The following is a 22,982-nucleotide window of genomic DNA, read 5'->3' as shown; positions in this document are numbered from 1 at the left end:
TTTTCTTTTCAGTCTTTAATTTTGCTGATGATTTCGCATTAACCATTCCGCGTTTGCGTCCGTAGACGGAAGTTCCTCTCCTTTATTCTTAGAGGATGAATTTGTTGAATTCTTATCAGAATTAGAATTTGTATCTGTATTGGTTGTAGAATCCGTGTTTGTTGTTTCTTGTCCTAAGTTTTTCAAAATTTCATTACGAACAGTTTGGACGTTCACTTCATCTGGAATAAAGTAATAAATACCGTTTAGTTTTTTATCTTCACCTTCTAATTTAAGCGTTTGTATGTTAGAAGGGTCGAATCCAGATAACTTATTATATAAGGCAAGCCCATCAGAGACAGGTATATCAGTTTTTACATATTTTCCAACGACCTCTGCTAAGTCTTTAATCTTAAAGACTGTGGAAGTGGAATTTAGTTTGTGGGCGACTGCAGCAAGTACTTGTCGTTGTCTTGTAGCGCGGCCGTAATCTCCATTTGGATCTTGTTTTCGCATACGAACATAAGCTAGTGCTTCTTCACCATTTAATTCTTGTCTTCCTTGTTTAAATTGAATCAGCTTGTAGTAATCTATATCAGATCGTTCCTCGAAATCGAAAGGAACATCAACTGTAATGCCACCAACGGCATCAACAATGCCTTTAAAGCCCTTGAAATCAATTTTAATATAATGGTCAACAGGAACGTGTAAAAAACTCTCGACTGTTTCTAATGCCATTTTTTCTCCGCCATAAGCATGTGCTGCGTTAATCTTGTCTTTTTTATTTTTTCCAGCAATCGTAACACGTGAATCACGTGGAATACTCATGAGTGAAACATTTTTTGTTTTTGGGTTAATTGTTGCGAACATAAGTGAATCTGTTCGTCCATTTTGTCCATCGGTTGCATAATCTTCAATTCCCATAATAAGGACGCTGAAAGGTTCTTTTGTAATTTCTACATCTTCCACGCGTAAATTTGATTTATCACGAGTAAAGCCACTATACATCTCCATGAGAGAAGAATAGGAGGTAAACATGAAGAGTCCTACGCTACTGATTAGGCCTATAACAATGAGATAGACGAAAAATCTACGTCGACGCTTCTTTTTAATTCTTCTCTTCTGGAGATGATGATAACGCTCTTCCATACATAATCTCCTTTTAAATTATATGTTATTGTTGCGAAATGTCTTGTTCTAAGTACAGCATATTGTCTTCTTGTATTGTACATTTCCCATTTGTTAATTCAATAATCCAGTCGGTAAAAATTTGTTTTTGATTTTCTTCTACATAAGTATCGAATGTCACATTTTCTAGGTAATGTATATCTTTAATCGCGTAGGCTGAGTGACGTAATTCATTTTCAACTTTACCAAGCAGCGTATAATCAACTTCTGTCTTTATAATGCGCATTAGTTTTCGTTCTACAATACCCACATGGTTAAGCCCTTCGCTTGTACATTTTCCATATGCGCGAATTAAACCGCCAGCACCAAGTTTGATACCACCAAAATAACGTGTGACGACAACGACTGTATCTTTTAGACCTCGTTTTTTTAATACTTCTAAAATAGGAACACCAGCAGTTCCGCTCGGCTCACCGTCATCATTTGCCTTTTGAATCTGATCGCGTTCACCAATTAAATAGGCAGAGCAGTTATGCGTTGCATTCCAGTGTTGTTTCTTTATTTTTTGAATAAATTCCTGAGCTTCTTCTTCTGTTTTCGCTCGGCTCACGTAGCAAATAAAACGTGACTTTTGAATGACAATTTCGTGCTCACCGTAGCCTTTGATTGTTAAATATTGTAATAGCAATGGTATACGCCCCTATCTTTCAAAATAACTAGTACTTTTTATTGTAAAAGGGCTAGTTTTCAGATTCAAACATTTTTTGTAGAAATATAACAAATTATATTATAAATATAATGTTTTTGTTGTAAATTGCCCAAGTGTTGATTATAATCTTAAACCGGCATTTTTCATACATTAATGCACCTTTTCCTATTTTCGTGTAAAATTAGGAAATAAAAACTTTTTTATAAGGCAGGTACGAAAATGAGAACAGCTATTGTTACGGACAGTACAGCATATATACCGAAGCATATTCGTGAAGAACTCAATATACATATGATTCCATTAAATGTGATTTTTGGGACGAACTCTTATCAAGAAGAAGCAGAAATTACAGCGGATGATTTTTATGTGAAAGTACGTGAACATGAAGAACTTCCAAAGACTTCTCAACCGGCAATTGGAAAATTCGTGGAGCTATTTGAAGAATTATCAAAAGAGTACGATGCGGTTATTAGTATCCACCTTTCAAGTGGAATTAGTGGCACGTATCAAACGGCAACGACAGCAGGACAAATGGTCGAAGGGATCGACGTATATACGTATGATTCTGAAATTAGTTGTGAAGTACAAGGTTTTTATGTGCGTGAAGGTGCAAAAATGGTGAGCGAAGGAAAAGCGCCAGAAGAAATTTTAGCTAGATTTGATGAAATGAAACAAACAATAGATGCTTATTTTGTTGTGGATGACTTGCATCATTTGCAACGTGGTGGCCGTTTAAATAGCGCGCAAGCATTTATCGGTAGCTTATTACAAGTAAAGCCGGTTTTATATTTTAGAGATAAAGTTATTATTCCGTTTGAAAAAATTCGCACGCGCAAAAAGGCGCTAAAGCGTATCGTTGAAATCTTCGATGAACAAGCGAGTAAAGGTATGCCAATGGAAGCTGTTATTATTCATGCAAATCGTGAAGAAGAAGCGAAAGAGTGGCAGCGAGAGTTAGAGGAAAAGTATCCCCATGTTACAATCCGCATCAGTTATTTTGGTGCTGTAATTGGAACGCATTTAGGAGAAGGATCATTAGGACTAGGTTGGTATACAAAATAATAAAAGTGTAAAAGCTCTCTTTTTGTAGAGAGTTTTTTTACGGATATATGTATGCCTATTTGACAAGTTAATATTTAAAAGTGGTAAAATTTAACTTGTATAAATACGGATTGAAAGACCGACATAAAACCATTCCTTTTAGGCGGGAGAGAGGATCCGCTGATGGATAGAAGCGGTTTTAGCCCTATGTTATGTGAAAACAGAAGGAGAAAATGAGTGGAAGTTTTCTTGTGTTCTTCATAGCCACAATTTATATGTTGGAAAATCAAAATGGATTTATAAAAAAATAAGGAAAGTTTTATTGCTTACTTTTTATAAGAAACTATTTTATAATAAAGGAGAGGTGAAACATATGGAGCATAATTCTTGTTTATGTCCAAAGTTTGAGTCGGCTTTTACACTGCTTAGTAAAAAGTGGACGGGTTTAATTATTAAATCTTTGTTAGAAGAGCCGAAACGATTTAGAGAAATTGCGGATATTATCCCAAATATGAGTGATCGTATGTTGTCGGAGCGTTTAAAGGAATTAGAGAGTGAAGGTGTAGTTGTACGTAATGTTTATCCAGAAGTACCTGTTAGAATCGAATACGGATTAACAGACAAAGGAAAAGCTTTAGAAAGTGTTATGAATGAAGTCCAAAACTGGGCTGAAAAATGGGTGAAATAATAGAGGATTCTATGAAAAGCGCAGGGAAGTTTCCTTGTGCTTTTTTTATAACAAGTGTATGACAATTGTAAAAATAAATAGTGTGATTTTTTTAAGATTCTACAAGAAAATACAGGATTAGAAGAATAATGGCAGGAAATTACAAACGTAATATTACATTTATTTTACAAAAGCGTAACATCGATAAAATATCTCCCGAAATATGGTATAAATTTTAATAGATTAAATACGGAAAAGAAAAAAAGAAAGCGGTGTAAAAAACAAAATGAAAAAGCTAAAAATGGCGTCTTGCGCATTGGCTGCAGGATTTATGATGTTTTCAGTAGTAACACCAAATGTATTTGCGGAAAAGATTGAGGACGTAAAAACAGAAATTAACGCACAAAATGACACTTTACATAAACAACAACAAGAACGTGATGAGCTTCAAAAACAAATGAATGACTTAAATAAAACGGTTGAAGGTTTAGATAAGTCTGTTCAAGAAAATGCAGCAAAGCTTGATGAAACAACAAAACAAGTTGAAGAAACACAGGCGTTAATCGAGAAGAAAAATCAAAACATCGCAGATTTACAAACAAAAATTGCAAAACGTGAAGATTTATTAAGAAAACGTTTAGTAGCGCTTCAAGAGCAACCAAATACAAACGTTGTAACAGAAGTTGTTGTAAACTCTAAAAACATTGCTGATTTAGTAGATCGTTTAACTTCTGTTTCTAAAATTCTTGAATCTGATGAAGATATCATGAAAACACAACAAGAAGATCAAGCAACTGTGAAAAAAGATGTTGAAACGGTAAAAGAAAAACAAAAAGAATTAAAAGAAGCACAGGCAAAAATCGAAACTGCAAAGCAAGAACTTGACGCTGAAAAAGCGAAAAAACAAGAAGCAGTAACTGATTTAAGCGGTAAAATGGATACAGTTGTAAACAGCATGACAAGCACAGAAGATCAATTAAAAGAGCTTGAGCTGCAAGCGTTACAATTACAACGTATAGCTGAACAAGAAGCACAAGAAAAAGCGGCACAAGAAGCAGCTGCGAAGAAACAAGCAGAAGAGGCACAGAAACAACAAGCAGCTCAAGCAGCGCCAGCACAAGAAGCTACAAAAGAAGCAGTTGCACCAGCAAAAAAAGAAGAGCCTAAAGCAGAAGAGTCTAAGAAAGAAGAGCCTAAAGCAGAAGAGCCTAAGAAAGAAGAGCCTAAAAAAGAAGAGCCTAAAAAAGAGCAACCAAAACAAGATGAGCCAGCGCCAAGTGGAAATGCAGGTGGCGTAATCGGTAAAGCACAAAAATATCTTGGTATGCCATATGTTTGGGGAAGTGCATCTCCATCAAACGGCGGTTTTGACTGCAGTGGTTTCATTTCTTACATTTATGGTGTAGGTCGTCAAGATGTTGCTGGTTACTGGAACTCAGTTTCTAAAGTAAGTAGCCCACAACCTGGTGACTTAGTATTCTTCCAAAACACATATAAAGCAGGTCCATCTCATATCGGTATTTACGTTGGTAATGGACAAATGATTCACGCTGGTGACAAAGGTATTGCATACTCTAGCTTAAGTAGCAGTTATAACCAAGCTCATTTCTTAGGTTACGGTAGATTATAAGATTTTTAACTCTATAAAACATGTGTATAAAGTCGATAGCTTACTATTTTAAAAGTAGGTTATCGGCTTTTTTGAGTTTTTACGAGATAGAGAGAAAGTCTTATAGTAAGTCTAGGGGGGGGGTTACTATGCTAGCAGGAAGGCAAATGCTACTAGAAGAACTTTCGTTATCAAAGGATGAACTGGAGTTTTTAGAAAAACGAGGAGATATTTCTTTAGTAAAAGGTGTAATCAAGAAATCTTCACGCTATGTATGCCAGCGCTGTGGAAATATAGAGCAACGGTTATTTGCTGCATTCTCATGTAAACGATGCAACCAAATGTGTACGTATTGCCGAAAATGCATCACGATGGGGAGAGTGGGAGAATGTACAGTCATTGTTCGGGGAATCGGTGCTGTAGAAAGGAAGTCATTTTCGCGTCCTCTACGGTGGAATGGGAAGTTATCGTCTGGACAGGAAATGGCAGCAAGTGGTGTAACGGAAGCGGTGCGACGAAAAGAATCATTTTTTATATGGGCAGTATGCGGAGCTGGTAAGACAGAAATGCTTTTTAATGGTATTGAAGAGGCACTCGAAAAAGGAGAGCGGGTTTGTATTGCAACGCCGCGGACCGATGTAGTGTTAGAGCTAACGCCTCGTTTACAAACTGTTTTTCCAGATGTACCGATTGCTGCGCTATACGGTGGTAGTTTGGACCGTGAAAAGGAAGCAAGACTCATCGTGTCCACAACGCACCAGTTGCTTCGTTATTATAGAGCATTTGATGTCATGATTGTGGATGAAATTGATGCCTTTCCGTATGCAATGGACAAGATGCTGCATTATGCAGTAGAGCAGGCGAGTAAAGATAATGCGGCACAAATTTATTTAACTGCAACTCCGGCAGAAACATGGAAACGTGAGTTATGGAGTGGAAAACAAAAAGGTGTAATCATTTCAGGGCGTTATCATCGTCACCCTTTACCGGTCCCAAGGTTCCGGTGGTGCGGCAATTGGAAAAAGGCACTAGGGCGTAAAAAAATTCCCCATGTTGTTTTTGAATGGCTAAAGTATCATCTTCTCAAACAATCTCCTATTTTTCTATTTGTTCCCCATGTGCGCTATATTGATGAAGTAAGTGTATTGCTAAAAGAATTAGATAATCGAATTGAAGGTGTTCATGCGGAGGATCCAAATCGAAAAGAAAAAGTGGCTGCTTTTCGAAAAGGAAAAATTCCACTATTGGTAACCACAACGATTTTGGAGCGCGGCGTGACGCTAGAAAATTTGCAAGTCGCTGTGTTAGGGGCGGAAGAGGTTATTTTTTCGGAAAGTGCACTTGTACAAATTGCTGGCAGGGCCGGCAGAAGTCATCGTAAACCAGAAGGTGATATTTTTTATTTCCATTATGGAAAAACAGAAGCAATGATACGCGCGAAAAAGCATATTCAATCTATGAATAAAAGAGCAAAGCAAGAAGGGTTGATAGATTAATGCATTGTTTACTTTGTGATGATTCTATTTCAGAGAACATTACCTGGTATTCTTTTTTTATTCAGTCTGACAGGCGGTGTATATGTGAGAGCTGTGAACGAAAACTTTCCTATATTATAGGAGAAATTTGTGAGGATTGCGGCAGGCCTTTTGCGTCTCTTGCAGAGGAGTATAGAGAAGGTAACTTTTGCAAAGATTGTGTGAGGTGGAAGGAAGAGATGAAGTTTCTACCTATAAAAAATCGATCTGTGTACGTCTATAATAATTGGATGAGGGAAGTGTTAGCTCGGTTTAAATTTCGAGGGGATGCTGAGCTTGTTCAAGTTTTTCGTGCGAACTTTATAGCTGTATTTCACAAGTATTTTTCAGATTGTCAAGCGGTTATTCCAATTCCACTTAGTAAGGAGCGAGAATATGAGCGTGGTTTTAATCAAGCAGAATTGTTAGCATCTTGTTTACCACGCAGTGTTCTACAAACATCTTTCAGGAGAAAAGATACGGAAAAGCAAAGTAAAAAGAAACGTATAGAGAGGCTTTCAGTAGAGAATCCCTTTTACTTTCGAAAGGAAGAAACGTTTGCTGGGCAGCATATTTTGCTCGTTGATGATGTATATACGACAGGGATTACGGTTAGACAAGTTGCAGAGTGTTTGTATGATGCAGGTGCTCAAATCGTTTCTAGTCTTACTCTTTGTCGCGGGTAATATTATACATGTCGAAAGATACAATAAAAAGACGACAAAACTTCTTTGACTTGATATGTTGTCATTCGTTATAGTCAAATTATGGGGCAAATGCCCTTATTTTTAGAGTGAAGGGAATGGAACGAACATGCAAGGAAGAGTGAAATGGTTTAATGCAGAAAAAGGATTTGGGTTTATCGAGCGTGAAGATGGTGAGGATGTTTTTGTTCATTTTTCTGCAATTCAACAGGATGGATATAAGTCGTTAGAAGAGGGACAAAAAGTCGAATTTGACATTGTAGATGGTGCGCGTGGACCACAAGCAGCGAATGTTGTGAAATTATAATTGTGAATGAATAGTTTTGTGAGAAACATAGAGCTGCGGTTGTGGCAACGTTATATATAAATACAAATTGAACCGATATTAAACCTTTCTTTTTAGGTGGGAGAGAGCATCCGCCTATGCATAGAAGCAATTAGATCCTTTTACAGCTCCGTGCGAAGTGAAAACAAAGAGAGAAAGTGAGAGTAAGTCGCCTTTTGTTCTTCATAGCAACGACTTGTATGTTGAAAAATCAAAATGGATTTATATAGTTTGAAACCCTTGTGCTTATACAGGGGTTTTTATTATTAAGAAAGAGTTGTCAAAAAGTTGTTTCTTTTCTGTAACGAATTGTCCATACTTATATTCGTTATTTACGATGTAAATAGGGTAAAATGTAAATAGAAACGATGCATCTTTTCTTTTCAGCAAAAAACGATAAAAAATTTCAATTTCGCTAACTTTTTTAAAAGTTAGCAGGAGTTTTTAAGCCAGTGTCGAAATTGTATACATAGGCTTGAAAGGAGGAATTCATCTATGAAATTCAACATTCGTGGTGAAAATATTGAAGTAACTCCAGCATTAAAGGAATATGTAGAGAAAAAACTTAGCAAATTAGAGCGTTATTTTGATACATTTCCAGAGATTAAAGTTAATTTAAAAGTATACTCTGACAAGCAACGTGTCGAGGTAACAATTCCATTTACAGATTTATTACTTCGTGCAGAAGAAACTCATAGCGATATGTACGCTGCAATTGACTTAGTAGTTGATAAAATTGAGCGACAAATTCGTAAACATAAAACAAAAGTAAATCGTAAATTACGTGAAAAAGGTTCTCCGAAAACTGCACTCATCCTTACAGAACCAGCGGCAACTCTGGAAGAAGTAAAAGAGGATGAACTAGAACTTGTACGTACAAAACGATTTGATTTAAAGCCAATGGACGTTGAAGAAGCCATTTTACAAATGGATATGTTAGGACATAACTTCTTCGTCTTCACAAATGCTGATACAAATGAAACTAATGTTGTATATGGCCGTAAAGATGGAAAATATGGATTAATTGAAACAAAATAATAAGTAGAAAACGCAGCTGTAAAAGGCTGCGTTTTTTTATATGTATGAAGTGTTTAACCCTGCTATTCGTAAGGGCTAATAATCAGTGGGGGTGAAGAAAATCCCCTACTGATTAAAGTTTCATTTTATGTGTAGACCGATGAAATATGTGAAATTCCCTAATGTTTCACTCTGTTATTTTGGGAAAGAGGTACCTCTATCTTATAATTGAACAGAAAGTAAAACTCCTGTTGATCAAAGTTTCAGCTAATTTAGACTATGCATTTGGTCGATTGTTGTCATAGCTATAAAACAAGTGTTACAATTATCATTAGGTTTATACTTTTTTGTTTTTTAATTAGGAGAAAAAATAGCAGAAAATAAATTAGCGTTTTATAACGACTGATTAGTGAGCTGTAATATAGAGCACGATCGGAAGTTTTATTTTAATAAAAGAGGAGCGTATTTCCTATGATCGGTATTTTAAAAAAGGTGTTTGATGTAAACCAGCGCCAAATTAAACGTATGCAGAAAATTGTGGATCAAATAGAATCGTTAGAATCATCGATTCAACCGTTAACTGACGAGCAATTAAAAGGGAAAACAATTGAATTTAAAGAGCGTCTTACAAAAGGCGAGACAGTAGACGATCTATTACCAGAGGCTTTTGCGGTTGTTCGTGAAGCAGCGACACGCGTTCTTGGTATGCGCCCTTATCCTGTGCAATTAATGGGTGGTATTGCCTTACATGAAGGGAATATCTCGGAGATGAAAACAGGGGAAGGTAAAACATTAACTTCTACTTTACCGGTTTATTTGAATGCTTTAACAGGTAAAGGTGTTCATGTTGTTACAGTCAATGAATACTTAGCACAGCGTGACGCGGGTGAAATGGGACAACTACATGAGTTCCTTGGCTTAACAGTAGGAATTAACTTAAATAGTATGTCACGTGAGGAAAAGCAAGCTGCTTACGCTGCTGATATTACATATAGTACAAACAACGAGCTTGGTTTTGACTATTTGCGCGATAACATGGTGCTATATAAGGAGCAACGCGTTCAGCGCCCGCTTCATTTTGCGATTATTGATGAAGTCGATTCCATCTTAGTCGATGAAGCGCGTACACCGCTTATCATTTCTGGACAAGCACAAAAATCAACAGAGCTATATATGTTTGCAAATGCATTTGTTCGTACGTTAGAAAATGAGAAGGATTATTCATTTGACGTGAAAACGAAAAATGTCATGTTAACAGAAGACGGGATTACGAAGGCAGAGAAAGCTTTCCATATTGAAAACTTATTCGATTTAAAACATGTTGCACTTCTTCACCATATTAATCAGGCACTTCGTGCACACGTTGTTATGCACCGTGATACAGATTATGTTGTGCAAGAAGGCGAAATCGTAATTGTAGACCAATTCACTGGCCGCCTTATGAAAGGTCGCCGTTATAGCGAGGGTTTACACCAAGCGATTGAAGCAAAAGAAGGCGTAGAAATTCAAAATGAAAGTATGACGCTAGCGACAATTACGTTCCAAAACTACTTCCGTATGTACGAAAAATTATCAGGTATGACTGGTACTGCGAAAACGGAAGAAGAGGAATTCCGTAACATTTATAATATGAATGTTATTGTAATCCCGACAAACAGACCGATTGTTCGTGATGACCGTGCGGATTTAATTTTTAAAACGATGGAAGGTAAGTTCAATGCTGTTGTTGAGGATATTGTAAAACGCCATAAAAAAGGACAACCAGTTCTTGTTGGTACAGTTGCAATTGAAACATCTGAACTTATTTCAAACATGTTAACACGTAAAGGTGTACGTCATAATGTCCTGAATGCGAAAAACCATGCACGTGAAGCGGATATTATTACAGAAGCAGGATTTAAAGGTTCTGTAACGATTGCGACAAACATGGCTGGTCGTGGTACAGACATTAAACTGGGCGAAGGGGTAAAAGAAGCTGGTGGCCTAGCAGTTATCGGTACAGAACGTCATGAAAGCCGTCGTATTGATAATCAGTTACGTGGTCGTTCTGGTCGTCAAGGAGACCCTGGTGTAACGCAGTTTTACTTATCAATGGAAGATGAACTAATGCGCCGCTTTGGTTCTGATAATATGAAAGCAATGATGGATCGCCTTGGTATGGATGATTCACAACCAATCGAAAGTAAAATGGTTTCTCGTGCTGTAGAATCTGCACAAAAACGCGTAGAAGGAAATAACTACGATGCACGTAAACAACTTCTGCAATATGACGATGTACTTCGTCAACAACGTGAAGTAATTTATAAACAGCGTCAAGAGGTAATGGAATCTGAAAACTTACGTGGCATTATCGAAGGTATGATGAAATCTACTGTAGAACGTGCTGTTGCCCTTCATACACAAGAGGAAATTGAAGAAGATTGGAACATTAAAGGTCTAATTGACTACTTAAATACAAACCTTCTTGAAGAAGGAGATGTAAAAGAAGAGGAATTACGTCGTCTTGCGCCAGAGGAAATGAGCGAACCAATCATTGCGAAGTTAATGGAGCGCTATGATGAGAGAGAAAAACTTCTACCTGAAGAACAAATGCGTGAATTTGAAAAGGTTGTTGTATTCCGCGTTGTAGATACGAAATGGATGGATCATATCGATGCGATGGATCATCTTCGCGAAGGTATTCATTTACGTGCTTACGGTCAAATTGACCCACTTCGTGAATACCAAATGGAAGGATTCGCAATGTTTGAATCAATGATTGCTGCCATTGAAGAAGAAATTTCTCGTTACATTATGAAGGCAGAAATCGAACAAAACTTAGAGCGCCAAGAAGTAGCTCAAGGTGAAGCGGTTCATCCAAAAGATGACGGTGAAGAAGCGAAAAAGAAACCAGTCGTAAAAGGTGACCAAATCGGACGTAACGACCTATGCAAATGTGGCAGTGGTAAAAAATATAAAAACTGCTGTGGTATTGGGAAATAACGAAAAGTGGAACCGACTGTTCAACCAGTAAAGTTTCACTTCCAAAATGGAAAATTTTCAGGAATATTCATATAATAAGAAGGAACAAACTCTCTCTGTAACAAGCGGAGGGAGTTTCCCTTGTTTTATATAAAATCGAAAGCAATTACATAGAGGTGAAGAGCATGGAATTAGTGGAAATTAGGCAAGAATTAGAGAAAATGGCTAAGAGATTAGCGGCTTTTAGGGGGTCTCTTTGACCTACCTGAAAAGGAAAAACGCATTGCAGAGTTAGAAGAAACAATGATGGGTGCAGGTTTTTGGGATGACCAACAAGGTGCGCAAACAGTAATTAACGAAGCGAATGGGTTAAAGGAAATGGTTGGGAAGTTTCGTCAGTTAGATGAAACATTTGAAAATTTAGAAGTGACACATGAACTGCTAAAAGAAGAATATGATGAGGATTTACATGAGGAATTAGAATCTGAAGTAAAATCTTTAATTAAAGAAATGAATGAGTATGAGCTTCAGCTATTACTAAGCGATCCTTATGATAAAAATAATGCGATTTTAGAGCTGCATCCAGGTGCTGGTGGAACGGAATCACAAGACTGGGGTTCTATGCTATTACGTATGTATACACGCTGGGCTGAAAAGCGCGGGTTTAAAGTAGATACAGTCGATTATTTACCAGGCGATGAAGCTGGAATCAAAAGTGTAACATTATTAATTAAAGGTCATAACGCTTACGGTTACTTGAAAGCAGAGAAAGGTGTACATCGTCTTGTACGTATTTCACCGTTCGATTCTTCAGGTCGTCGTCACACATCGTTCGTATCTTGTGAAGTTGTACCTGAATTTAATGATGATGTCGAGATTGAAGTACGTACGGAAGATTTAAAAATAGATACGTACCGTGCAAGTGGTGCAGGTGGACAGCACGTTAATACGACGGATTCAGCAGTTCGTATTACACATACTCCAACGAATACGGTTGTAACATGTCAATCAGAGCGTTCACAAATTAAAAACCGTGAACATGCGATGAAAATGTTAAAGGCGAAATTATATCAAAAGAAATTAGAAGAACAGCAAGCAGAGTTAGCTGAAATCCGTGGTGAACAAAAAGAAATTGGCTGGGGTAGTCAAATTCGTTCTTACGTATTCCATCCATACTCTTTAGTGAAAGACCATCGTACAAATACGGAAGTTGGTAATGTACAAGCGGTTATGGATGGGGAAATTGATCCATTTATTGATGCGTATTTACGCTCTCGTATTTCTTAAGAAAAAAAGCCAACGGACTGTTGGCCTATCGGTGAGGAAATAGAGGGTATAAAGAGGTATACCTTGTCTGTATTGAGAAGAGAAGGAGGAAGAGAAGTTGGGTGACAACTTCTCTTTTTGATGGCTTGGTTTTATGATACAAGGTCGTATATTGTTTTGTAAAAAGTAGAAAATATAAGAAGTAAGCTATAAATGATAAGGAAACCCGATAGGCTTTTTTCTTTTTTGTTTTGTAAAAAAAGTATCTTCATCTCGCTATTTGTGGACAGTGAGACCACCATCTCAAAATTCAGCAAGAGCAAAGAAGTTAGGTGGGAGGCGGGCTGCCTGTAAAAGCCCGATTGGTGAGGGCTAATAATTAGCGGGGGGATGAAGAAAAACCCCCACTGATTAAAGTTTCACTTTATAGTAATTTACATTTGTTCACAGAATTGAAACAATTGGTGAAAGCTTTATATGAGTAGGGTTCCCATATCTTTTGTGAAAAATATCCTATGAAGGTTGGTTTTTCTAGAAGGGGAAAATTATTATAATGGCAAGTGAGAGCTGTGTGAAAGTATAGCTATATCGATAATAAGAAGGATATCAACAATGGGGAGCGATATAAGTGAAAAAAAAATTGTTGGCTATTGCATTAGGAACATCATTAGCTCTTACTGTAGGAGCATGCGGAAAGAAAGAAGAAAGCAAGTCTTCTGATCAATCTGCAAGTACAGATAGTGCAGAGCAGATTTTCAAAAAAAGTTGTGCAGGTTGTCATGCTAACGATTTATCTGGTGCAACTGGACCTGATTTACGAAAAGTAGGCGGTAAATACGACGCGGCGGATATTGAAGATATTATCAAAAAAGGTCGCGGTACAATGGCACCAGGACTTATCCAAGGTGAGGATGCCAAAAAAGTATCAGAATGGTTAGCAGAACATAAGTAAGAAAAGCGGAAGCGGCTCGTTCAGAATGTGAGGGGGATGGAGCTTCAGACGAAGAGGCGTAGTTTGCCTCGTAGGAAGAAGCGAAGCCACCGACTATTCTAGCCGCCGTAGCTAGACAAAAGAAAAGCGGAGCCGATTGTTTAGCCTCGTTGACTAAGGTTCTTTCGCACAGAAAGTGATTTGTACTTTCTTGTGCGGAAGGTTTTTTTGATTCATTTTATGAAAAGCTAGATTATAAGATGATTTATATTTTAATAGAAAATATTTATAAAGCATTATAGATTAGTATATAGTAGTTAGAGATTATAGAGATGAACCTTTCATTGATGAAAGAGAGCTCTAGATAGCTGCTTTTTCGTGTTTCTTTTTATGCTGTAACATAACTGTAACAAAATTGTATCCGAATTGGAAACCGAATGATGTTACAATGTAGTTTGTAGAATTTTGCTGAAACATGTACATAAGCAGCAGTGATAGGCTGGAAATGTTCTCACTGTTCTTTGAAACAACAGAAATACATCTATAGATTTGTAGTACAACAGAGTGTAAGTAAGAGTGAAAGCTTTTGCTTTCATGTTCAGATAGACAGAGAAAGTATGTCGAAAAAAATCATTAAGTATTGGGTGATAAATAATGATAAGAATGACGAATGTTTATAAGGAGTACCCAAATGGTATGAAAGCTATCGATGGGCTCACAGTTAACATTAAGCAGGGTGAATTTGTATACGTAGTTGGACCGAGTGGAGCCGGAAAATCTACATTTATTAAGATGATGTATCGTGAAGAAAAGCCAACAACAGGATCTATCAATGTGAATGGACTTATAATTGAAACGTTAGCAGAGCGAGATGTACCATATTTTCGTCGTCAGTTAGGCGTAATTTTCCAAGATTTTAAATTGCTACCTAAATTAACGGTATATGAGAATGTAGCGTTTGCTTTAGAAGTAATTGAAGAAGCACCTGATGCAATTCGTGAACGTGTTACTGAAGTATTAGGTCTTGTAGGTCTTGAAGATCGCGCAGATGCGCTTCCAAATGAGCTTTCTGGTGGGGAACAACAGCGTGTGGCGATTGCAAGAGCGATTGTAAACAAGCCAAAAGTTGTAATTGCCGATGAGCCGACAGGGAACTTAGATATTGAGACAGCGCTTGATATTATGAATATCTTTAAACGCATTAATGAACGTGGTACAACGATTGTTATGGCAACGCATAACGCAGATATCGTAAATACAATTCGTCATCGTGTAATTGCGATTGAAGGCGGAAAAATTGTTCGAGATGAGATTGAGGGAGGATACGGATATGAAGACTAAAACCCTTAGTCGACATTTACGAGAAGGTGTAAAAAATCTATCCCGTAACGGATGGATGACGTTTGCTTCTGTAAGTGCAGTAACAGTTACATTATTACTTGTAGGTGTCTTTTTAACAGCGATTATGAATATGAACCACTTCGCAACGAAAGTGGAGCAAGATGTAGAAATTCGTGTACACATTGATCCAGCAGCGAAAGAAGCGGATCAAAAGAAATTGGAAGAAGATCTTAGCAAAATTGCAAAAGTAGAGTCTGTTAAATATTCTTCTAAAGAAGAAGAGTTAAAACGTTTGATTAAAAGTTTAGGTGACAGCGGAAAAACGTTTGAGTTATTTGAGCAAGATAACCCACTTAAAAACGTATTTATTGTAAAAGCGAAAGAACCAACAGATACAGCGACAATTGCGAAAAAAGTTGAAAAAATGCAGTTTGTAAGTACAGTTCAATATGGTAAAGGTCAAGTTGAAAAATTATTTGATACAGTAAAAACAGGTCGTAATATTGGGATTGTGTTAATTGCTGGTCTTTTATTCACAGCAATGTTCTTAATCTCTAATACAATCAAAATTACAATTTATGCGCGAAGCACAGAGATTGAAATTATGAAACTTGTTGGAGCGACAAACTGGTTTATTCGTTGGCCATTCTTATTAGAAGGTTTATTCTTGGGTGTACTCGGTTCGATTCTCCCAATTATTGTGATTTTATCTATTTATAACTCACTTCAAAGTATGTTTAACCAAAAGCTTGGTGGAACGATTTTCGAGCTTCTTCCATATAGCCCGTTTGTATTCCAATTGTCCGGTTTATTAGTATTAATCGGTGCATTGATCGGTATGTGGGGAAGTGTAATGTCAATTCGTCGCTTCTTAAAAGTATAAAAAGTTGCAAACATAATTCGTACAAGCTTATCATATAGTAGAAATAGGTAAAGGCATCACACAATGTGTGATGCCTTTTGCTACACCACCTGTGTGTTTTGGAAAGGGGAATTCCGCATTGAAACGTAGAGTTGCGATTATTGGAATGGTTGTTGCATTTTTAATTGGTGCTGGCGGAATGTTTGCAGGTATGTATATGTTTGGAATCAATCCATCGTATATGGCGCAAACAATTTCAAATGATAGTACCGGCACGAAGCAAGGGGATTTAGCTAAAATTAATGAAGCGTATGCATTGATTGATTCGCGTTATGTGGAAGACGTGAAGGACGACAAGCTAGTTGAGGGTGCGATACAAGGAATGTTGTCTACACTGAAGGACCCTTATTCCACGTATATGGATAAAGAAACGGCGAAGCAATTTGAACAGTCGCTTGATCCGGAGCTCGAAGGTATTGGTGCTGAGGTGAACAAAACGGATGGAAAACTGATCATTGTCTCTCCAATTAAAGGATCACCAGCAGAAAAAGCAGGCATTAAGCCAAATGATCAAATTTTATCAGTAGATGGAAACAGTGTAAAAGATTTATCGCGTGAAGAGGCAGTCTTAAAGATTCGTGGTAAGAAAGGAACGACCGTTGCAATTGAAATAAAACGACCTGGCGTAACGGATCCAATCGAATTTAAAATTAAGCGTGAAAAGATTCCGATTTTCACTGTATTTAGTTCTGTAAAGGAAGAGAAGGGGAAAAATATTGGTTATATGCAAATTACATCTTTCTCTGAAAATACAGCGAAAGAATTTAAAGATCAATTAAAAGAACTTGAAAAGAAAAATATAACAGGTCTTATTATTGATGTGCGTGGTAATCCAGGGGGTTACTTAAATAGCGTACAAGATATTTTAGGATTACTCATGACAGACAAAAAGCCAATGATGCAAGTTGAACAACGCAATGGTGAGAAAAAGAAATTCTCAACTACATTAAAAGAGAGAAAACCATATCCGATTTCCGTATTAATTGATAAAGGAAGTGCCTCGGCCTCAGAAATTTTAGCAGGTGCATTAAAAGAAGGAGAAGGATATGATTTAGTTGGTGAAAAAACATTTGGAAAAGGTACTGTGCAGCAAGCCGTTCCGTTTAAAGATGGTAGCAATATTAAACTGACAATGTTTAAATGGCTTACGCCGGATGGCAATTGGATTCATAAGAAAGGAATTGCTCCAACAGTGGAAGTGAAGCAACCAGATTACTATCATGCAACGCCAATTCAAATTGAGAAAACACTTTCTTATAATGCAAATGATGTACAAGTGAAGCATGCACAAGAAATGCTGAAAAGTTTAGGATACGTACCCGGACGTGAAGATGGATATTTCAGTAAGGAAACTGAATCAGCGCTAAAAGCATTCCAAAATGCAAATGAAATGGAAGTAACAGGTCAGCTTGATAAAAAGACAGCTGAAGCGATTCAAAATAAAATTATTGAAAAGATTCGCTCTGGTGAAAATGATCTACAATTACAGGCTGCATTAAAATTAATGGCGAAATAAGAAGAAATACAGGCAGTAACATGCCTGTATTTTTTTTGTACGTGTTAAACAAACGTTTGTTTAGTTGTGATAAGATAAAAAGAAATGATTATATAAATGGTGGTGAATCGGTTCGTGGAGGCGTGGTCTTTTGAGATAATGCGAGCAGTTGGGCGTTTTTTCTTACACCCTGCTGTCTATGTATTTTTGATAAGTAGCATTTTTGTTGGATACTTACGTATATTACGAGAACGAAAAGATTTTTCTTTTAAAGTATATGATGTTTTGTTTGAATTACGAACATCCTTATTTGCAGGAGTTGGATATGGATTCATTGTATCTATCATAACAGTTGGAGCCGGACTAGTTCTGTCGCAAGCGAGTATATGGATGATTTTAATTTGGACACTAGTATTTGGACTAGCTGCTGGGTATAGATATTTATCTGCCGCTTACACATTTGGGATAGCGATTGTAGCAGCTGTATTATCTTCTAAACTTCCAATCTCTTTCTTACAGTTTGGAGAAGGAGAAGAAAGTACGATTGCATCACTTGCAGTTTTACTTGGCTTAATGTTAGTAGTAGAAGGATTATTAATTTCGAAAAATGCAGTGCGATATTCAACGCCAAAAATGCGCAAAGGGAAGCGCGGTTTAAATATTGGATTGCATGAATCAAAGCGTTTATGGCTCGTTCCGATTTTTATTCTTGTGCCGGGAGATGCTGTTACACAATTTGTTTCGTGGTGGCCAGTCGTTTCTGTTGGTTCACAAATGTACTCCTTATTCCTTGTTCCGTTTTTAATTGGTTTTATGCGAACAATTAGAAGTGAGGAGCCGACGACAGCATTATTATTTACAGGAAGACGCATATTTGGATTAGCGGCTCTTGTTCTTATTTTAGGTGTAGTCAGTTATTGGTGGTCTGTTTTAGCAATTATTGCGATGGGAGTTGCAATGCTTGGTCGTTTTACTATTGCGATCAGAGAACGGATAGCTGATGAAACGCGTCCGGCGTACTTTGCAGCGCGCGATGATGGATTGGTTGTGTTAGGTACAATTCCGAATACAGTCGGTGCAGAAATGAATTTGAAGCCTGGAGAGGTAATTACGAAAGTAAATGGTGTGATTCCGAGGAGTACAGAAGAGTTTTATAAAGCATTGCAGTCTAAGACGACAGGGGCATTTTGCAAATTAGAAGTACTGGATACAAAAGGTGAGCTTCGTCTCGTTCAGAATGCACTGTACGCAGGGGGACATCATGAATTAGGAATTGTGTTTGTTCAGCAGGAACATCAGTGGGATACGGAAGCGATTTAAATAGATATTAGAAAAGCATCCCCTATTTTTATTTGTTTTTACGCAGATAAAAGAAAGGGGGTGTTTTTTTTGGAATGTAGGTATAGAAGAAAATAAATGCCTTATTGAATACTGAATAATAAATGTAATCGAAATATAACAAGAATGAAAAAGGATAACAATGATAGACCGGGATTTGTTATAATGTATAGGTTGTGGACAGTAATGATGGTTTAATAAGTAAGGTTTTTAGAAAGGAGAAAAGGTATGAAAAAGATAACAATTCTCGTTCCTGCTTATAATGAACAAGAAGTGCTTGACCAGCTTTATAATAGATTAAATAAAGTGATGAACTCAATTTCAAATTATGAATTTGAGATTTTATTTGTCAATGACGGAAGTCGTGACAATACAGTACAGATTATTAAATCTTTACGCGCATTTGATGAGCGTATTTCTTATGTAGATTTATCTAGAAACTTCGGTAAGGAAACTGCTATGATTGCAGGTTTAGATTATGCACAAGGTGATGCGGTTATTATTCTTGATGCAGATTTGCAAGACCCTCCTGAATTAATCCCAGAAATGATTAAATATTGGGAAGAGGGTTATGACGATGTTTTTGCAAGACGTCGTAGTCGATCAGGAGAAACATGGTTTAAAAAGTGGACTGCCAATACATTTTATAAAATCCTACAAAAAACAACTAAAATTCAAATTCAAAAAAATACCGGAGATTTTAGGTTGTTAGATAGAAGATGCGTTGAAGCTTTAAAACAATTACGTGAGACACAAAGATATACAAAAGGAATGTTTAGCTGGATTGGGTATCAGAAAAAAGAGATTTTGTTTGATCGAGACCCAAGAGCGGCTGGAGAAACAAAGTGGAATTATTTAAAGTTATTTGATTTAGCAATAGAAGGAATTACTTCATTTACAACAGCACCTTTAAGACTATCTGCATTTTTTGGTTGTGTGATTTCGGTGTTTGCATTCATTTATATGATTTGGATCATTACGAAAACATTAGTATTTGGTGAATCTGTTCAAGGGTATCCATCACTTATGACAGCTATCCTGTTTTTAGGTGGTATTCAGTTAATTTCATTAGGAATCATTGGAGAATATTTAGGAAGAATTTTCAATGAGACGAAAAAGCGTCCTTTATACTTTGTGAATGAATATAATAATGAAAAAGTACAGAATGAAGTAGAGCGAGTAGCATCCCAAAAAAGAGGAGTATAAGTTATGAAGAAAAAAGAACTGATTAACTATCTTGTTTTTGGTGTTCTTACTACACTTGTTAATATTGGATGTTATGCTTTTCTTACAAAGGCTTTTCAAATGGATTATAAAATGGCAACAACAATTGCTTGGATTGTTTCTGTCATCTTTGCTTTTATCACGAATAAATTATATGTTTTTAATAGCAAACAAAAAGGTGCAATTTCTATAATAAAAGAATTTACATCTTTTACATTCTTCCGTGGACTTTCATATGTGATTGATATTGTGAGTATGATTGTTTTAATTGAATGGTTAGGTTGGAATGATTTAATTGCTAAAATTATTGCAAATGGTATTGTCATTGTGATGAATTATTTTGCAAGTAAATATATTGTATTTCAAACAAGTAATTCTAAACAAGCATAGTGTAAATAACAAAAAGCGTACAGCACTCGTATAGAGTCTGTGCGTTTTTTGTTATTTTATTTAGCTATTCGTAGGTAAGAGTACTTCACTGATCGAATAACCAGCTGTTTGCTTAAAGAGCAGTATCGTGGACAGATAACGTGAACGTTGTTATGATGTAATTGATAATGTTTATCAATTGTTAGGGCTTTGTTATTATGCAAAGTTCTTTTATTTTGAATGAAGGAGGAACTTTATGCTGCGTCGATTTTTTTCTTACTATAAGCCATATAAAGGCTTATTTGTGCTCGACTTTTCCTGTGCTGTAATTGCGGGGTTACTTGAACTTGGGTTTCCGCTTATTGTGAATCAGTTTATTGATAAATTATTGCCAGGACAAGATTGGACACTTATTTTATGGGCTTGTATAGGTCTATTAGCAATCTATGTGTTAAACGCAGGACTGCAATATATTGTTACATATTGGGGCCATATGCTTGGTGTTAATATTGAAACAGATATGCGTCAAAAGTTATTTAATCATATTCAAAAGCTATCATTTCGATTTTTTGATAATAACAAGACAGGTCATTTAATTTCACGTCTTACAAATGATTTAATGGAAATTGGTGAAATTGCCCATCATGGACCAGAGGACTTATTTATTGCGATTATGACTTTAATTGGGGCCTTTTCATTTATGATGATCATTAACTGGAAGTTAGCACTTCTTACGTTCTTAGTTATTCCATTCTTACTTTGGTTAGCACTTTATTTCAATCGTAAGATGACAGGGACGTTTAGACGTTTATTCTCAGATGTAGCTGATTTTAATGCGTGTATTGAAAATAATGTTGGCGGAATTCGTGTTGTCCAAGCATTCGGAAACGAAAAGTTTGAGAAAGAGCAATTTGCAGTAAATAATGCTCGTTTTCGTACGACAAAGCTGATGGCGTATAAAATCATGGCTTTAAATTCATCGATTAGTTATATGCTGATGCGTCTTGTGACATTGTTTGTCTTAATCTGTGGGACTTGGTTTGTATTGCAAGGAGAATTAACATATGGCGGATTTATTGGTTTTGTATTATTAACGAATATTTTCTTCCGTCCAATTGAAAAGATTAATGCGGTGATTGAAAGCTATCCAAAAGGGATTGCAGGTTTTAAAAGATATGTAGAACTTCTTGAAACAGAACCTGATATTGTAGATTCTAAGGATGCAATCGAAGTACAACATGTACATGGTGATATTGAATATAAGAACATCACTTTCGGATATGACAAACAAGAGCCGATCTTAAAAAATATTGATTTGAAAATCCATGCGGGAGAAACGGTTGCTTTTGTTGGACCATCGGGTGCTGGGAAAACAACATTATGTAGCTTATTGCCACGTTTCTATGAGCTTGCAGATGGTTCCATCACAATCGATGGTATTGATACAAAGGACATGATACTATCATCACTTCGTAAGCAAATTGGAATTGTGCAGCAAGATGTATTCTTATTCTCTGGAACAATCCGAGAGAATATCGCTTACGGAGATTTACAAGCTTCAGAAGCTGAAATTTGGAAAGCGGTCAAGCGTGCACAGTTAGAAGACTTGATTTACTCGCAGCCAGACGGGTTAGATACAGTCATTGGTGAGCGAGGCGTGAAACTTTCAGGAGGACAAAAACAACGTCTAGCAATTGCTCGTATGTTCCTGAAAAACCCACCAATATTAATCTTAGATGAAGCAACTTCTGCGCTTGATACAGAAACGGAACTAGCGATTCAGAAATCACTTGCTGAATTATCAGTTGGCCGCACAACATTAGTAATCGCGCATAGACTTGCAACAATTAAAAATGCAGATCGCATCGTCGTTGTAAATAAGGATGGTATTGCGGAACAAGGTTCACATGAAGAATTAATCGAACAAAGCGGAGGATATAGCAGGTTATACGAAGCACAGTTTAGTTCTTAAGAATGAAATAAGGCAAATAGAAAACGGAATGTTCCGGTTGCTGTCACAAATAAAAAGACCTTGTATATGTAATTTAAAAAGAATTAGCGTACCATATAGGTAGGTAACAAAAAGATACATATATAGGAGGCTGTAAAAGATGATCGTAACAACAACTTCTGTTATTCAAGGGAAAGAAATTATCGAGTATATTGATATTGTAAACGGAGAAGCAATTATGGGTGCAAATATCGTCCGCGATTTATTCGCTTCTGTTCGTGACGTTGTCGGTGGCCGTTCTGGTGCATATGAAAGTAAATTAAAAGAAGCACGCGACATTGCGATGGAAGAGATGAAATCTCTTGCGAAGCAAAAAGGTGCGAATGCAATTGTAGGCATTGACGTGGATTATGAAGTAGTTCGCGAAGGAATGTTAATGGTTGCGGTCAGCGGTACAGCTGTCCGTGTATAAAGCGTCAAAAAAGCCGTGC

19 protein-coding genes and 1 pseudogene are annotated in these 22,982 nt (G+C 36.8%); 18 read left to right on the top strand and 2 right to left on the bottom strand.

The features are described 5' to 3' along the window. Positions 1–15: 15 nt before the first annotated feature. Both Y7E_RS0122160 and Y7E_RS0122155 read right to left on the bottom strand, forming a co-directional pair. The gene (locus Y7E_RS0122160) at positions 16–1,128 is read right to left on the bottom strand and encodes an LCP family protein (RefSeq protein WP_017153429.1); all 1,113 of its coding nucleotides are present in this window, start codon (positions 1,126–1,128) and stop codon (positions 16–18) included. A gap of 25 nt (positions 1,129–1,153) precedes the next feature. Next, on the bottom strand, positions 1,154–1,795 hold the full coding sequence (locus Y7E_RS0122155; RefSeq protein WP_017153428.1) for a YigZ family protein: 642 nt from the start codon (positions 1,793–1,795) through the stop codon (positions 1,154–1,156). A gap of 240 nt (positions 1,796–2,035) precedes the next feature. Between Y7E_RS0122155 and Y7E_RS0122150 the strand changes: the two genes are divergently transcribed. From Y7E_RS0122150 to Y7E_RS0122065, 18 genes and pseudogenes are all read left to right on the top strand, one after another. After that, positions 2,036–2,878 carry a DegV family protein gene (locus Y7E_RS0122150; RefSeq protein WP_017153427.1) on the top strand — a complete coding sequence of 281 codons (843 nt, stop codon included), beginning with the start codon at positions 2,036–2,038 and terminating at the stop codon, positions 2,876–2,878. Positions 2,879–3,230: 352 nt separating this feature from the next. Continuing rightward, entirely contained in the window at positions 3,231–3,545 is a 315-nt protein-coding gene (locus tag Y7E_RS0122145) for a winged helix-turn-helix transcriptional regulator (protein ID WP_016112543.1), read from the top strand. A 138-nt stretch (positions 3,546–3,683) separates the two neighbouring features. Then, positions 3,684–5,154 (top strand): annotated as a pseudogene (locus Y7E_RS0122140) (C40 family peptidase). A gap of 128 nt (positions 5,155–5,282) precedes the next feature. Continuing rightward, a complete protein-coding gene (locus tag Y7E_RS0122135) occupies positions 5,283–6,629 on the top strand; it encodes an ATP-dependent helicase ComFA (protein ID WP_017153424.1) in 1,347 nt (448 codons plus the stop codon). After that, a complete protein-coding gene (locus Y7E_RS0122130) occupies positions 6,629–7,333 on the top strand; it encodes a ComF family protein (RefSeq protein WP_069302606.1) in 705 nt (234 codons plus the stop codon). Before Y7E_RS0122135 ends, Y7E_RS0122130 begins: the two co-directional genes overlap by 1 nt. Positions 7,334–7,460: 127 nt before the next feature. After that, positions 7,461–7,658, top strand: coding sequence for a cold shock protein CspC (cspC, locus tag Y7E_RS0122125; RefSeq protein ID WP_017153422.1), 198 nt, complete (start codon positions 7,461–7,463; stop codon positions 7,656–7,658). Between the two features lie 513 nt (positions 7,659–8,171). Then, positions 8,172–8,714, top strand: coding sequence for a ribosome hibernation-promoting factor, HPF/YfiA family (gene hpf, locus Y7E_RS0122120; RefSeq protein WP_017153421.1), 543 nt, complete (start codon positions 8,172–8,174; stop codon positions 8,712–8,714). A gap of 450 nt (positions 8,715–9,164) precedes the next feature. Beyond that, the gene (gene secA / locus Y7E_RS0122115) at positions 9,165–11,675 is read left to right on the top strand and encodes a preprotein translocase subunit SecA (protein WP_017153420.1); all 2,511 of its coding nucleotides are present in this window, start codon (positions 9,165–9,167) and stop codon (positions 11,673–11,675) included. 164 nt (positions 11,676–11,839) lie between these two features. Continuing rightward, positions 11,840–12,941, top strand: a protein-coding gene (prfB, locus tag Y7E_RS0122110; RefSeq protein WP_154652054.1) for a peptide chain release factor 2 whose coding sequence is annotated in 2 segments (ribosomal slippage) — positions 11,840–11,911 and positions 11,913–12,941 — 1,101 coding nt in all. Because the reading frame shifts where the segments join, the coding sequence is not laid out codon by codon here. A 607-nt stretch (positions 12,942–13,548) separates the two neighbouring features. Beyond that, complete coding sequence (gene cccB / locus Y7E_RS0122105) at positions 13,549–13,872, top strand: cytochrome c551 (protein ID WP_017153418.1); 324 nt, start codon at positions 13,549–13,551, stop codon at positions 13,870–13,872. Positions 13,873–14,505: 633 nt separating this feature from the next. After that, the gene (ftsE, locus tag Y7E_RS0122100) at positions 14,506–15,192 is read left to right on the top strand and encodes a cell division ATP-binding protein FtsE (protein ID WP_017153417.1); all 687 of its coding nucleotides are present in this window, start codon (positions 14,506–14,508) and stop codon (positions 15,190–15,192) included. Then, the gene (gene ftsX, locus Y7E_RS0122095; RefSeq protein WP_017153416.1) at positions 15,182–16,075 is read left to right on the top strand and encodes a permease-like cell division protein FtsX; all 894 of its coding nucleotides are present in this window, start codon (positions 15,182–15,184) and stop codon (positions 16,073–16,075) included. The genes ftsE and ftsX overlap by 11 nt, the downstream gene beginning before the upstream one ends. 118 nt (positions 16,076–16,193) lie before the next feature. After that, positions 16,194–17,630: a S41 family peptidase gene (locus Y7E_RS0122090; protein ID WP_017153415.1), complete on the top strand. Its 1,437-nt coding sequence runs from the start codon at positions 16,194–16,196 to the stop codon at positions 17,628–17,630. Positions 17,631–17,726: 96 nt separating this feature from the next. Further along, entirely contained in the window at positions 17,727–18,929 is a 1,203-nt protein-coding gene (locus Y7E_RS0122085; RefSeq protein WP_081584721.1) for a PDZ domain-containing protein, read from the top strand. A gap of 246 nt (positions 18,930–19,175) precedes the next feature. Further along, a complete protein-coding gene (locus Y7E_RS0122080) occupies positions 19,176–20,153 on the top strand; it encodes a glycosyltransferase family 2 protein (protein ID WP_017153413.1) in 978 nt (325 codons plus the stop codon). 3 nt (positions 20,154–20,156) lie between these two features. Continuing rightward, a complete protein-coding gene (locus Y7E_RS0122075) occupies positions 20,157–20,561 on the top strand; it encodes a GtrA family protein (RefSeq protein WP_017153412.1) in 405 nt (134 codons plus the stop codon). A gap of 235 nt (positions 20,562–20,796) precedes the next feature. Then, entirely contained in the window at positions 20,797–22,512 is a 1,716-nt protein-coding gene (locus tag Y7E_RS0122070) for an ABC transporter ATP-binding protein (RefSeq protein WP_017153411.1), read from the top strand. A 139-nt stretch (positions 22,513–22,651) separates the two neighbouring features. Next, the gene (locus Y7E_RS0122065) at positions 22,652–22,963 is read left to right on the top strand and encodes a heavy metal-binding domain-containing protein (RefSeq protein ID WP_017153410.1); all 312 of its coding nucleotides are present in this window, start codon (positions 22,652–22,654) and stop codon (positions 22,961–22,963) included. The last annotated feature ends 19 nt before the right edge of the window (positions 22,964–22,982 follow it).

This window comes from Bacillus bingmayongensis (assembly GCF_000299035.1).
Classification (GTDB): domain Bacteria; phylum Bacillota; class Bacilli; order Bacillales; family Bacillaceae_G; genus Bacillus_A; species Bacillus_A bingmayongensis.
The sequence above is the reverse complement of the archived record's forward strand: the minus strand, read 5'-3'. Positions and strand labels throughout refer to the sequence as shown.